Origin of the sequence: Mycobacterium paraffinicum (genome assembly GCF_001907675.1) — a bacterium.
Taxonomy (GTDB): Bacteria; Actinomycetota; Actinomycetes; order Mycobacteriales; family Mycobacteriaceae; genus Mycobacterium; species Mycobacterium paraffinicum_A.
This window is the reverse complement of record NZ_MPNT01000019.1, coordinates 53,906-68,269: the sequence shown is the minus strand read 5'-3', so window position 1 is coordinate 68,269 and position 14,364 is coordinate 53,906. Positions and strand designations below refer to the sequence as shown.

The following is a 14,364-nucleotide window of genomic DNA, read 5'->3' as shown; positions in this document are numbered from 1 at the left end:
ACCATACGACGAACCGGCTGTCCCGCTCTACCACACTGACCAACATCAGTGCGTCCACATTTGTCCACCACCAATGTTTCCCGATCCCCCAGTCCCACAACATAAGCCGATCCCACCCTCATGCACCACACACCAATGACCACCGGCATCAACCGTTCTGAACCACCCCAGACACCACACACCTCTTGCATTAAGGTCACAGTTTCCTAAGAACCGCCTGATCTGTGTAGGACAGATCTGCGGTGTCGTCTCTAACGTGCGCCTCGAAAGGGATTGCACTGCAGTGACGATGACTAGCCACAAGCTCACCGCCGGAGACGGTTACCAGTACCTGATCCGGCAAGTCGCTGCTGTCGACACCACCGCGCGCGGCCGGGCCCCGCTGATCGACTACTACTCGACCAAAGGCGAATCTCCGGGCCGATGGGTGGGATCGGGTCTGGCATCGCTGTCCTCGACAAGGGCACGTCCGGTGCCCCCCGAAGACCTCGCGAAAGTTTGGGCCGTACCGGTTGATTCGCCGGTCACCGAGGCCCAAATGAAGGCCCTGTTCGGGGAAGGCTTGCACCCCAACGCCGATGCGATCACCAAGTATGTCGCCGAATGCGGCGTGCGCGGCCTCGCGGCCGCCGAAGCCGCCAAACTGGGCCGCAAGTTCCATATCCGCGACAGCGAAACCACCTTTGTGCGCGCCCTGGCAGTGGCCTACCGCGATCACAACGAAGAAGCCGGCCTGCACTGGAACGCGCCCATCGCCGCGCCCACGCGCGCCGCGATCCGCACCGTTGTCGCGCGCCGAATGTTCGCTGAGCAGTACAAGCGCGCGCCCGCCGACGATCGCGAACTCAGTGGGTTTATCGCGCGGGAAACTCGCGCGCGCACGACCGCGGTCGCCGGCTACGACTTGACGTTTTCGCCCGTGAAGTCAGTGTCGACGCTGTGGGCGATCGCACCGCGCGCCGTCGCAACAGTGGTAGAGGAATGTCACGACGTAGCGGTCGGTGATGCGCTGGCGTGGCTAGAAACTCACGCCGCATTTACCCGTTCAGGTAAGGGTGGTGTCGCCCAGGTCGACACCACCGGGCTGCTCGGGGCGGCGTTCACCCACCGCGATTCACGCGCTGGCGATCCTGATCTGCACACCCATGTCGCGATCTCCAACAAGGTCGCCACGGTGGGCCCTGACGGTGTGTTGCGTTGGCTGGCGCTTGACGGGCAGCCTGTGCACCAGTTCACCGTGGCCGCCTCCGAGCTGTACAACACGCGCCTGGAAGCCCACCTTGGACAGCGACTGCAGCTGCGGTTCGCTGATGTGGTCGGCGAGGGCCGCGGCAAGAGGCCGGTGCGTGAAATCGTGGGAATCTCAGTCGAGCTGATGGCCGCGTGGTCGTCGCGGCGGCTGGCCATCGAAGCCCGCACCGCCGATCTGGCCAAGCAGTTTCAAGCCGCCCACGGCCGCGAGCCGACCCACGTGGAAACCATCGCGTTGGCTCAACAAGCGACCCTAGAGACCCGCGAAGCCAAACACGAACCCCGATCATTCGCCGAGCAGCGCCACATGTGGCGCGGCCAAGCGATCGAGGTGCTCGGCGCTGTGCGGGAGCTGACCGCGATGCTGGGCACCGTCTTGTCCGCGCCGGCGCCCCAAATCGATGCTGTCGATGACGACTGGATCACCGCGCGCGCTGCCCAAGTCATCGCCACGGTTGCCCGGTCCCGCGCGACCTGGCAACGCCACCACGTGTTCGCCGAGGCGCAGCGCCTCGTTCGTGGCAGCGGGCACGCCGCCGACGAGACGCTGGCCGACAAGATCACCGAGACTGCTTTGGCCGAGCCGCTGTCGGTTCAGCACATCGATATCGACGACGGTGAAATGGGAGAACCTGCGCAGCTGCGTCGCCGCGATGGAACCAGCGTGCATAGCCGCCACGGCAGCGCTACCTACACCTCTCAGGAGCTGCTGGCCGCTGAGCGACGCATCGTTGCTGCCGCCCTCCGACGCGGCGGGCGCACGGTCGAGGACATCGATATCGAGCTGGCGCTGGCAGACTCGGCCGCACGCGATAAGCAACTCAACGAGGGCCAGGTCGCACTGGTCCGGGAAATGGCAAGCAGCGGGCGCCGAGTGGCGTTGGCGCTGGCCCCGGCCGGTACCGGGAAGACCACGGCGATGGCCGCGCTGTCGCATGCGTGGCGCTCCTCGGGCGCGACCATCGTCGGCTTAGCCCCCACCGCGGCGGCAGCCATCGAACTGGGCGAGGATCTGTCGGCCCCGACCGACACCATCGCCAAATACGTCTGGTCGGCCGACCCGGCCAGCGGGTCGAGTCGCTCTGCCCCACCGCCATGGTTCACCAACGTCGGACGCGACACGCTCATCATCATCGACGAGGCCGGCAAAGCCGGAACGCTCGAACTTGATGCGGTGATCACCCACGCCTTAGCCCGTGGCGCCAGCATCCGGCTGGTCGGTGATGACTGCCAACTCGCGTCGATCTCAGCCGGTGGCGTGCTGCGCAACATCGCCCACAAGACCGATTCACTGACGCTGTCTCAGTTGGTTCGCTTTGGCTCCACCGCCGAAAGCGCAGCGACCCTGGCGATCCGCAGAGGAGACCCCTCTGGACTCGGGTTTTACATCGACCACCAGCGTGTGCACGTCGGTGCCGATCAGACCGCCGCCGACATGGCCTACACCGCGTGGGCCGCCGACCTCGACGCGGGCCGCGATTCCCTCCTGTTAGCACCCACCAACGCCATCGTCGATACCCTCAACGCCCGAGCCCGACTCGATCGCCTCGCCGCGGCTGACCCGGCAACACGGCGCGGCCACGAAATCACCCTTTCTGATCGGCTTGCCGCCTCTCCCGGCGACCTTATTCGCACCCGCCGCAATGCCCGCCGGCTGCGCTTGAGCCCCACCGATTACGTGCGCAACGGCTACCGCTTCCAAATCCTGGAAATCCACCGAAACGGCAGCATCAAAGCCCGCCACCTCGGCAGCGGCCAAACAGTGCGCCTCCCCGCCCACTACGTCATAAAGCACGTCACCCTCGGCTATGCGGCAACCATTGACTCCGCACAAGGACTCACCGCCGGACACGCCTGCCACATCGTCGGTGCCGGGAGTCTCACTCGCCAACTGCTCTACGTGGCATTAACTCGCGGCCGCATCGAAAACCACATCTATCTATCCACCGCGGAATCCGACCCGCACCGGGTGTTGTCGCCCAAAGCAACTCACCCCGAAACGGCCGTCGATGTCCTGACCAAAACGCTGTCACGCGACGGCGCACAAGTCTCGGCCACCAGTGCCGCACGCGAAGCCCGCGACCCCTTCGTGCGGTTGGGCCCGGCCGCGGCGATGTACTACAACGCCTTGGGCGACGCCGCCCAGGCCCTGGCTTCCCCGGCCCTGCTGGCCCAACTGCACATCACCGCCGATCAGCTCTATCCAGGGTTGACCCGCGCCGAAGCATGGCCAGTGCTCTGCAAACACTTGGCGATCATCGGCGCCGACGGGCGCGACCCGTTCGCCACACTGACCGAGGCCGCCAGCGTAGGCGAGCTTTTCAGTGCCCACGATCCCGCCGCGGTGCTCGACTGGCGCATCGACCCCACCGGCGGACACTCTGCCGGTATCGGGCCGCTGCGCTGGCTGCCCGCCACTCCCACTTTGCTGGCCAACGACCCCGCATGGGAGAACTGCCTGACCGGTCGCGCCGTGCTGGTTGCCGAGCTGGCAGACCAGATCCGTGAAACCGTCACCCACCAATGGACACCGGCGACCGCGCCGGCCTGGGCCAAACCCGTGCTGGCCGCCAACCCCCAACTCGCCGCCGAAATCGCGGTCTTCCGCGCCGCCCACAACGTGGTTGCCGAAGACACCACCCTGCTCGGCCCACCCCAATACGCCGTGCGCGCCCGCACCATCCAAAAACTCCTCGAAAACCGGGCTCAAGCGGTGGTGCGCACCCAAAGCCCGCATGCTCGCCGCTTTGAGCAGCTGATCGACTCCATCGATCCGCGCATCCGCGCCGACGGGTACTGGCCCCAACTGGCCGCCCACCTCGCCCAAGCCGCCACCAGCCGGCCCGACCTGCCCGGCCTCGTTCGCGCGGCCGCCATCCAACGTCCGCTCCCCGACGAGCTGCCCGCCGCCGCGCTGTGGTGGCGTCTTGCCGCCGAACTCACGCCCGCGGCCACCGTCGATGCCCCCCACACCGGCCTGCGCCCTGCCTGGATCGCTGACTTGCACAACGTCTTTGGGTCAGCAACCGCGCAATCCATCGTCGCCGATCCCGCCTGGCCCGGCCTCGTCTCAGCTGTCAATGCCGCCGACCCCACCCGCTGGACCCCCGCCGACCTTCTTCACGTCGCCGCCGAGCACCTGGCCGACGTCGACCCCGACCACACCATCCCCGCCTACCAATACGCCCGCACCATCACCTACACCGTCGACCTGATCGGCGGCCACCACGACCACGCCGACCACCCGCTACCCGAACAACCCCCACTGCACCCCGAGGAAGAAGAACAACTTCCCCCCGACCCCCACGCAACCAGGATTGACATGCCTGCCACCGACCTGTCTACGCAACCGTGGCACCCCGAACTCGTTGAGCCCGACCCGACCAACACCCCGCTTGAGACCGCCGACGAACTCGCCGGCCTGGACTTCGACGACCTCCCCCGCCACCGCGTGGCACCCCCGCCACTGCCGGCCGCTCTGCTTGACCTCACCAGCTTGCGGACCCAATACCAGCAGGCGCTGGCCGACCATCAGGCCCTGCATGCCCGCGCCGCAATTGGTGACGGACCGGCAATGCGCCAAGCCACCCCGCGCATCCGCGAACTGCGCCAGCGCGCCGACGCCGACCGCCCCTACTTGATCGCCGTTCACGACGTGACCGCCGAATGGGCCGACGCCGAAGCCGAATACGAGACAGCGCTAAGCCATGTCGACTGGGCGCGCAACCAGCTCGACGAGCTGCAGGCTCAACCTGACGTCGACCCACTTGACATCGCCTCGGCCAAACTCGATGTCCAACTGCGACTCATGGCACTCCCCGACACTGCGCCCGCCGAGCGCTATCAGGCTGCGCTTCGCGAAGCACTCGCGGCGCGTGCAAAGGCCGCCGGCGGCGCGGACCGCGTCATCAGCGGTGACGACGTCGACAACGTCATCGCCGAAGCACGATCCGAAGACGATCGCGCCGTGCTGGCCGCCCGCCGGCGCTCCAGCCAGCTGCGCCGTGACCTTGACCGCGCAGAACTGGCTGCCGCCGCCGCGTTCGCGGCCGCCGAAACCCGTTCGGCCGAGCACATCACCGCCCAACTCGGCCAACTGGCCATCGAGCTACGCGTGCTCGAAGCCGCCAGCCGCTTCCAACCGCACCGCCCCCTCAGCCTTGCCAACAGTGCCGCCGCCGACCTCTCCCCCGCCATAGCCGCCGCCATCACCAGCACCGCAAGGCTGCCCTTCGCCGTCACGGTCGTGCACGCCCAACCCTCGCCCGAGCGCCGCGCCGCCCTGCACACCCTGCACAGCGCGGCTGCAGCCTCCGAACGAAAGATCCTGTGGTGCAGCCCTACTCGCGAACAAGCCGAGGACGCCGTGACCAACGAGCTCGCCGACACCGCTGCCACCATCACCGAAACCCACGCCACCATCACCAACAAAAAGTCGCAGTCGCCGTTACCCCCCGGCAGTCTCATCATCATCGACGACGCCGCCAGCGCCGACCCTGCAATAATCGCCGACCTCGCCGAACACGCCGCGGCCAACCAGTCCGGCCTTGTCCTGCTCGACACGACCGGCCAAACGTGGCCACCCAAGCCTGCCCAGCGGCTCCTGCGACTCGTCGCCACCGAATTACCCTGGACGACAACCATCGGCGCGCCCCCAACGTCGGCTGTCATCAACCGCGGGACCCCGCCCGACCTCGACCCCGCGCTCACCCAGGCAGGGCGCCTGCACCCAGCCATACTCGACGAGCGACTGCGCGACAGCCTCGCACGCGCCGCCCAGCTCCACGCCACCATCCACGCCGCCTACCAGCGACACCTTGAGGCCACCTGGCTTCGCGAACGCGGCCCCCACGCCAAGCAACAATCTCCAGAAATCGGCATCACCGATGACTGAGTGATCTGCTTAGAACAGGGATCCGTTCCGTTCGGGGTCTCTCGCAGCCAAATTACCGACTCGTCGTCGTCCCCACCGTGCTACGACGCGCGGACGTGGGCAACCGGTTTTGTCGCCGCTCGGCGACGACGCGATAAATAGTTGAGCCAACCACAACCAATTCGGTGTTATACTTGATTTGAGAACAACTATTTCTGGAGGCAACCGTGCGTCTTGGCGGAATATCGGAGGTGGCCGAGGAGCTCGGCGTGAGCACTCAGCGCATCGCGACACTGCGGCAGCGAAACGACTTCCCCGACGCGGTGGGGGAGATTGCGCAGGGCCCTATCTGGGACCTCGATGTTGTCGCTGGATGGAACAGCTCAGGCCTCCGTCAGACCAAGGCCGGCAGGCCGAAGTCGGACGAGAAGACCCGCACGCTGGGTGGGCGATTCCTGCTGGAACACGCTCGGATCGGTGGTGGCGGCTTCGCCGACGTCTTCCGTGCCACCGACCGCAAGACCAGCGAACTGGTCGCCGTCAAAGTGCTGAAGGACACCGTCGCGGTTGACCCCGAAGCCATCAAGAGGTTTCGGCGTGAGCTTCGGCTCCTCGAAGACCTGCACCACCCCAACGTTATTTCGGTGCTTGCCCACGGCGAGACCGACGACGACAACATCTGGTATGCGATGCCGTTGGCGCAGGGCAGCCTGACCGACTACGTCGACACGGTGGGCGGCCAAGCGCGATTGATCGTCGACATCATGCGTCAGATCTGCACGGGGCTCGGTTACGTCCATGATCGGGGCATCTATCACCGAGATCTCAAGCCGGCCAACGTTTTGCGGCTGAGCAACGGCGATTGGGCGGTATCGGATTTCGGGCTTGCCGTTGAGGCCGAGCGGCACACCGACCCGCTGACCTCAACGCTGCGACAAGGGTTGGGCACGTGGGTCTACACAGCACCGGAGCAGTGGCAACGGGCCCGAAGCGCCGACCACCGTTCCGACATCTACGGTCTGGGCAAGATCCTGCAGGAGCTCGTGACTCAGGACTTCCCAGTGAACAACGAGGTGGAGCCCGGCCCGCTGCGACCTGTCATCGAGACCGCGATCGCCAACTCGCCTGATCGCCGTTACCAGTCGATCGAGCACTTCATGAATGCACTCGAGCGTGCTGTTGATGCACACGAGGAATACGTGGCCAACGAGTCGAAGGAAGAGGCAGCGGAGCGCCTGCAGGACCGCATGCGCAGTCCGTCGGTCGCCGACGCGGACTTGATCGAGATGATCGAGTGGGCAGCCGCGTTGGATGAGTCCAGCCACGACGACATGCACGTGCTGACCCGAGTGCTGCCCTGGTGCACTCGAGGGTCCGTCAAATTCCTCTGGAGCGAACAGCGGGGCGCGTTCCAGCGCGTCTACCAGCGGTTCACCGACTTTCTGAGGCATGGGAACTTCTCGTTCGAGTACTGCGACGTGCTGGCTGACTTCACCCGCATTGTCGTGGCCGAGACGAAGGACTCCAGCGTGATGCGGATGAGCGTGGGCGCGCTCGCGTCGCTGGGGCCCCGCCACAACCGGTGGCACGTGCGTGACGTCCTGGTCAAGATCCTGCAGGAGGTCAAGTCTGACGAGATGGCCTCGGCAGCAGTGGAAGCGTTGCGGGCGGCCGACGCCGATGACGTCGAGTGGTCGATCAGCGATTTCGCGATCCGCACGCTGCCCCCCGCGATCCGTAGCGGCGTCGAGAAGCTGCGGCCTCCGAAGAGTTCCGCATCCTGAACCAGATCGCCTTGCCGACAACGTTTTCCACAAAAGGGGTAGCTTTATGAAAATCGACCAGTACGTCACCCTGCGACCCACCGTGACGGGCAATGCGTCCTTGCGCGAGCCGCAGATCGAGGCATACGAAACGCTCACCGGGCACGACTTCGACGCTCCCGAGGGCCGCGAAGTCTCCGTCGTGCTGCCGGTGGGCTGCGGGAAGTCAGGCCTCCTGGCTCTCACGCCGTTCGCCGCACAGTCTCACCGCGCACTGCTGGTCGCACCGAACCTCAAGATCGCCGACCAGCTGCTGAAGGATCTGACACCTAGCGACCCGAAGTTCTTCTACCTTAAGCGCAAAGTGTTGGACTCCGCGCCGTTCCCAGAGCCCGCAGAAATCCGAGGCACGTCGACCAACGTCACCGATCTCGAAGTGGCTGACATCGTGGTGACGAATATTCATCAGCTCCAGCGAGCCGAAAACACCTGGCTTGCAAAGCTTCCTGCCGACTTCTTCGATCTGATCATGTTCGACGAAGGCCATCACAACGTGGCCGAGAGCTGGGACACTCTGCGGCGGCACTTCCCGGACGCACGCATCGTGAACGTGAGCGCCACCCCCGGTCGTGCCGACGGGCGAATCATGGCCGGTGAAATCATCTACAGCTACCCCATCTCTCGCGCGGTGGAGAAGGGATACGTCAAGCGCATCAACGGCTACCGCCTCAACCCGACCACGCTGCACTACGTCCGGCGCCCTGACGACAACACCGAAGTCGAGGTGTCCTTGGAAGAGGTCCGCCGCCTCGGCGAGCGCGACGCAGGCTTCCGGCGCAGCGTCGTGAGCTCAGACGCCACCCTCACCACCATCGCCGAGGCCTCCCGCCAGAAATTGTTCGAGCTGCGGGAAAAGACCGGCGAGGCCAGGCTTAAGATCATTGCGGCGGCGTTGAACATGGAGCACTGCAAACAGGTCGTCGCCAAGTTCCGCGAACTGGGGCTCCGCGCCGACTTCGTTCACAGCCTGATCGAAGGCAAGAGCAAAGCGAACGAGCGAGTTTACCAGCGGTTGGAGAACCACGAACTCGACGTGATCGTACAGGTGCGCAAACTCGGTGAAGGATACGACCACCCGTATCTCAGCGTCGCCGCTGTCTTCAGCATCTTCAACAACCTCAGCCCTTTCATGCAGTTCGTGGGGCGCATCATGCGGGTGATTCCAGATGTTGACCCCTTCGATGCCGTCAACGATGGCGTCGTCGTTTTTCACGTCGGCGGCAACATCACCGGGGTCTGGAACGACTTCCAGGAGTTCGCCGAAGCAGACCAAGAGTTCTTCGCGCAGCTCATCGACGAGACCGTTGTTGAACCCCTGCCCACTCGCGAACCCCCACCTGGAGGTGGCCAGAACGCTCCGCTGCCGGTGATCACTGGCCAGGCCGACATCCAACTCGAAAACCTGACCCTGATCGCCCTCAGCGCCGACCCAGATGTTGCGCAGGCCCTGACCGTGCTCAAGGAAAAGGGTATCGACACCGGAGTCAAATTCGATCAGCTACAACGCGTCCAGCCCACCAAACAACAGACACGTCGATCCAAAAAGACCCTGCTCGACGATTTGGTGAAGAACGAGGCTGGCAAGTTTCTGGCCAAACACAGCCTCAATCGCGTTGGCCGCGAGCTGGACCGCACCCGGGAGAACTTCGTCACCGTGAAATCGGCCATCGACAGGCGGATCAAGACAATGGTTCCCAGCGGTGCCACCAATAGGAAGGATTACACCGCGGACGACTGCGACTACCTCATCGCGCGGTTGCCTCAGATCGTTGCTGCGGTCGAGGAGGAACTGCGACATGGGTAAGCCCCGCTCACTGCTGCGAACGCTGTCGATTGGCACGGCAGGACGACGGCACCCGTGTCGGTCAGACAAAAACCACGTGCTCAATAAGGGCGACCCGATACTTATCGTCAAGGTCGACCGTGACACTGCCCACTACTGCAGCGATTGCGCTCGAACGTTCATCAACACCGCCCGACAACAGCTGTCTGCCCTTGAAGAAGAGCTCGGGCGAACAACCCCGCCAAGCAGCTGACATCCAGAGTCGCACTCAGGATCCCGTCCACCTCTCTAATCGTCGGGGACAGCCTTACAGACCTCCGATGGTTCTGGCGTGCCAAGGCGGTAGTCCGTGATGTCGGGCTCGTCGACCACAGGTCCCATCGCAGTCGCGACTCTCGGCAGCGCGGAAAGCATTGTGAGAGCGTCGAAGCGGTCACGGTCGCGACTCATATCGTCGTAGACGATCTGAAGGTCCGAGGTGGGCAGTTGTTGCTGCAGTTCTTCGAAGGCTGCGGCTGCCGCGCCCGGCTCGGGCAGGCCCGACCGGACTACCCAGACATCTAGATCGCCAGGTGTGATAGCGGATGCAGCCAAGTGCGAGGTAGTCGATGAACGTCGCACCGACGAGCTCACGGCCGGCGACCACCACGAGGCCATGCTGACCCACGTCCACCTGGACAGCATCCCCAGCATCAGTGTGGCCTACAACGATCCGCATTTCAGCGCCCACGATGGGCTTAGGGCGTGACGAGCTCAAAGGCCGCCAGGACGTCGGTGAGGGCAGCGTCCATGTCTGCCAGCGTGATTGTGCTAATGCTGCTCAGGTCGGCGGTGAGCAAGTCCACCGTCGGGTCCGCTGCGATGCGGGCTTTGGCTTTGCGCAGGGCTTGTTCAATGACGGTTCGGGCGAACCGGCCGTTGGCGGCGACATCGATGAGCATGTGTGGTTCACCGGGGCGTGTACTTGGCGTGTTGCATAGCCACTCAGCGTTGCTGCTGAAGCGCGAAAGAGCGGAGGGTTCGATGGCCACATGGAACCGCGCTGCGAACAGCTCAGCGATCCGTACCAGGTCGTCGGTGTCGCAGGAGGTGAATTCGAGCTGGAACGGGAACCGTGACCGCAGTCCCGGGTTAGCGCTCAAAAGCCGGTTCATTGGGCTGGCGTAGCCAGCCATGGCGATCATTGTGTCGTGGCGATGGTCTTCTGCCCACTTCATGATGACGTCAACGGCGATGTGGCCGAAATCGCGCTCATTATCCGGTTTGTAGAGTTCGGGTGCCTCGTCGATGAACAGTGCACAGCCTTTGGCAGCTTGCAAGATCGCTGATGTTTTCTTCTCGGTGCCACCGATGTGCTCGTCGACAAGATCCTTGCGGGAGACTTCGATGAATTCTGGCGATTCGAGGATGCCCAGGCCGAAATACATCTCGCAAATCAGCCGTGCTATCGAGGTTTTCGCGGTCCCCGGCGGGCCGACCAGAGTCATGTGCAAGGTGTCGCGCTCACCGATCTGGACGCCGCGCTCGGCCATCTTCTGGTCGTAGACCTTGACGAACTTGAGTTCCTTGACATGCTCTTTGACGCGGCGGAGCCCAATGAATTCGTCGAGTTCGCGTTCGGCGCGCTCCAGCACACGTACGGCTTCCTTGCGTTGCCGGGCTCTGCGCAGGTCGGCCACGCTCGGTCCAGAATCCGGGTCCCACCGATTGGACCGGGCGGCAATCACGTCTGGGGTCGTGACGGTGACGCCGTAGCCGGGGTCATCGAGCGCGGCGGCGGCGTCCGGGCGCAGTTGACCGTCTACGCTGGCTGCGCTGAACTCTTTGCGGGCGGCGGCCTCGTCCCCCAACGCGCGGTGGCACAAGCCGCGATATACGGCCGCCTCGGCCAGCAGGTGCGAGGTATCGATGCCGCTCTGGTCGAGCTTGGCCTGGTCGGCCTGCGTCACGACGGATGTCAATGTGGCCAGCGCCGCCTCGAACTGTCCCAGCCCGGTTTGGGCGATTCCTTTGAGCAGCCGTGTGGCGGCCTCCACGATTCCACCGCTGCTCGACGAGGCCTGCGAGGTCCACGTCAACAAGTCTGGCCAGCGGCGCGTCAGGAAAAACATTGTGGCCCCGATGAACCGGTGTATCTGCGCTTGCGCGGGCTCGACGGTGAGGTCAACCCCGTCGAGGATCTTTTCGGCCTGGTCGTAGTCGCCTTGGCTAACAAGTGTCGCCGCGTAGGCGATGGTGATCCCGGTCGGAGTGTGCGGGTAAAGGTCAATGAGGAATGGCGTAGACACGGTTGGCGCTAGCGCAGAATCTGCCAGGCCAATCCGACGCGTTTCGCGATGCAAAGTCGATAGCGCATCATATGCGCCGCGCATGGTGTTAAGGCTGACGTCGCCAGCAACCGCCAACCCCATCCACGCGTCGCACATGCCGGGATCCATGTCGGTGGCCTGCGTGAAGGCTTCGCGCGCTCCCGCGTGATCGGCCACGGGCCCACCGAAGCCCAGGCGGCTAATCCCGATGTCGAAATAGTCACGGGCACTCACTGGTGATAGTCCCTTGCTCGTGGTCGAGGTGGTGACGGAAATTCTACGGGCGACTCAGACAGCTCGAACGATCGCTGCTGCTCAGATGATGTATCTAGCGGCAGGCCGGGGTCCTCATCAGGGGTTGCCGACGGGGGCGCCTGGTGGCGACCCACGCCCTGGGCCGGGCGGCGCGGATGGCTCGGTAGCGATGGCAGCCCATCTGAGCCGGCCATCGGCGCCACCTCGCCTTGATCTGGTTCCCCTGGCTGGCCGTTGCTGAGGGCATTGGACGCCGCCAGGTGCGGGCTGGTGTCGCTGTCCGGGACGCCTTGTTGGGACCCGGGGTCTGAGCCGTTGCGGTGGTGGTGTCCGCGGATGTGCTGGACGGTCTTTTCGGTGATGACGGCGGGAATCACCACCTCTGGCGCGGCGGCCGCGGCGGCGCCTTCTGCCGCTGTGGCGCCGGCCCCCTCTGCTGCCGCAGCCGCGGCATGTCCACCTGCGGTCGCCGCGGCCTCGCTCGCCCCGGCCTTTTCTGCTGCCATCCGGGTGGTGGTGGCCCCGGTCGTCCGGGTCGCCGTGGTCTCCTCCTCACCGCGCATCCGGCTGGGCCGAGGTTTGACCGCATCGAACCCCGGCGTTGAGGTGTCGGCGTCGCCGTTAGAACCGTCATCGTCGCCGGCGCCATCGCTATCGCCGCGTCGCGCGACCCGTCGAAACAGCCCGCGCGCTTTGCGTCCCGCCTCGGCGTAATCGTTGTACTCATCGCGCACAGCGCCGCTTGTGGAGCACCACGCCCCAGTGATGTGGTGGGCGATCGTGCCCAAACTGTCTGTGTAGAAATGCTTGTCGATGTAATGGAACAAGAAGATGCCTACGACCGAACCCAGGCTCACCAACAACAGGCGCGGGACCGCGGTGGCGCCATGCCCCAGTTGCGGCGTGGTGAGCGCCCACCCCATCCCGACCGCACTCAACGCCAAAAAGACAGTGAAGATCATCATCTCGACGCCATGCAACAACACCTGCGAGACGCAGCGCACCGCGTATTTCTTGCCGCGCTGCCAACCGCTCATGCCGACCATCGCCGCGGGAACCACCACGATGCAGTAGTAGGTGGCTTTGGCACCGACCAGCAACGTGCTCACCCCGACGTACCAGATGAACAGGCCGATCCAAAACGCGGCGAACAAGAACACCAGCCCCAGCACAAAGTCGTTGGCCCCCAATTGTTGAGCGTGCGCCAAGGCTTGGGGAGCACCGCATCCGGCCATCGCGTGCGCCGGTCCAGGACCTTGGCTATGCGCGGCCAAGATGGCCTGGGACCAGGCCTGGCGGCAGGTGCCCACATCATCAACGACCATGCCGAAGTTCTGTAACTGTAGAGCTGGTCGCGCCGTCGAAGACACCAGCTGCGCCAGCAGGGCGTCGAGCTGGGTATCCAATGACTGGCCCGGAGCGTACGAACTCTGGCGGGCGTCCTGGGCGATCTGAAAGCCTGTCGCTCGACCCATGCCCAGCAGGCCGTGATCGCTGACTAGATCGTCAATGGGGTCACGAAAGACCGTCCACACCAATGCAGCTAGCACCGCGGCGGTGCCTAGCAGATTGCGGGCCTGGGCCGGCCGCCCTCGCTGTTGGTGATACCCCGCCAACACCACACAAACCGCGACCGCCAATGGCCCCAGCCACATCTGGTTGACGAGCATGTTCACTGTAGCGAAAACGGGGCGCCCGATTTGAACGAGGGCCAAGAGCCACGAGCTCGACATTGCAAATCGCAGAAGCCACAGCGCAATCCCGATAGCGAATACGACAAGAGCAGCTTCATTGGTCAGCCACCAGGCTGCGGTGGTATGCGCGATCGCGGTTTGGGTGGCTTTGACGATCCACGACCCCCACGATTCGGGATCGAACGCGCTGACGTGTTGGCCGTTGTTGAAGGTGGCTTCGGTGGTATCGACCATCGAGAGGAAGTAGTCAGCGATCGGCACGTTGTCCAAGTCATGCAGTCCCGTCCACCCCAGAGCAGCGGCACCCACCGCCGCCGAGGCTTTAGGTGCGGCCACCACCGCCCACAGACACAGCACGTAGACACCTGTCATCGCG

The 14,364-nt window shown here is 64.6% G+C and carries 6 protein-coding genes; 4 read left to right on the top strand and 2 right to left on the bottom strand.

All coding sequences use genetic code 11. From position 1 onward, the window contains the following. Positions 1 to 289 precede the first annotated feature (289 nt). The 4 genes from mobF to BRW65_RS31820 all read left to right on the top strand — a co-directional run bounded on the left by mobF (position 290) and on the right by BRW65_RS31820 (position 10,478). On the top strand, positions 290 to 6,145 hold the full coding sequence (gene mobF / locus BRW65_RS19805) for a MobF family relaxase (protein ID WP_046182041.1): 5,856 nt from the start codon (positions 290 to 292) through the stop codon (positions 6,143 to 6,145). Between the two features lie 248 nt (positions 6,146 to 6,393). Continuing rightward, positions 6,394 to 7,908 (top strand): serine/threonine-protein kinase, encoded by a 1,515-nt coding sequence (locus tag BRW65_RS19800; RefSeq protein ID WP_197083339.1) that lies wholly within the window; start codon positions 6,394 to 6,396, stop codon positions 7,906 to 7,908. Positions 7,909 to 7,954: 46 nt separating this feature from the next. Beyond that, positions 7,955 to 9,751, top strand: a complete 1,797-nt coding sequence (locus BRW65_RS19795) for a DEAD/DEAH box helicase (protein WP_007172175.1) — start codon at positions 7,955 to 7,957, stop codon at positions 9,749 to 9,751. A 553-nt stretch (positions 9,752 to 10,304) separates the two neighbouring features. Continuing rightward, complete coding sequence (locus BRW65_RS31820; RefSeq protein ID WP_154074410.1) at positions 10,305 to 10,478, top strand: hypothetical protein; 174 nt, start codon at positions 10,305 to 10,307, stop codon at positions 10,476 to 10,478. On the opposite strand, the gene BRW65_RS19790 is transcribed toward BRW65_RS31820, so the two are convergent. Continuing rightward, on the bottom strand, positions 10,468 to 12,273 hold the full coding sequence (locus BRW65_RS19790; RefSeq protein WP_007172172.1) for an AAA family ATPase: 1,806 nt from the start codon (positions 12,271 to 12,273) through the stop codon (positions 10,468 to 10,470). The two genes, BRW65_RS31820 and BRW65_RS19790, sit on opposite strands and share 11 nt — an antisense overlap. Further along, positions 12,270 to 14,360 (bottom strand): hypothetical protein, encoded by a 2,091-nt coding sequence (locus BRW65_RS19785; RefSeq protein WP_139273186.1) that lies wholly within the window; start codon positions 14,358 to 14,360, stop codon positions 12,270 to 12,272. The genes BRW65_RS19790 and BRW65_RS19785 overlap by 4 nt, the downstream gene beginning before the upstream one ends. Positions 14,361 to 14,364 lie beyond the last annotated feature (4 nt).

Bases quoted from the DNA above. Each gene is read 5' to 3' on its own strand.
- mobF (WP_046182041.1), top strand. From the start codon at position 290: ATGACTAGCCACAAGCTCACCGCCGGAGACGGTTACCAGTACCTGATC.
- BRW65_RS19795 (WP_007172175.1), top strand. From the start codon at position 7,955: ATGAAAATCGACCAGTACGTCACCCTGCGACCCACCGTGACGGGCAAT.
- BRW65_RS19785 (WP_139273186.1), bottom strand. From the start codon at position 14,360: ATGACAGGTGTCTACGTGCTGTGTCTGTGGGCGGTGGTGGCCGCACCT.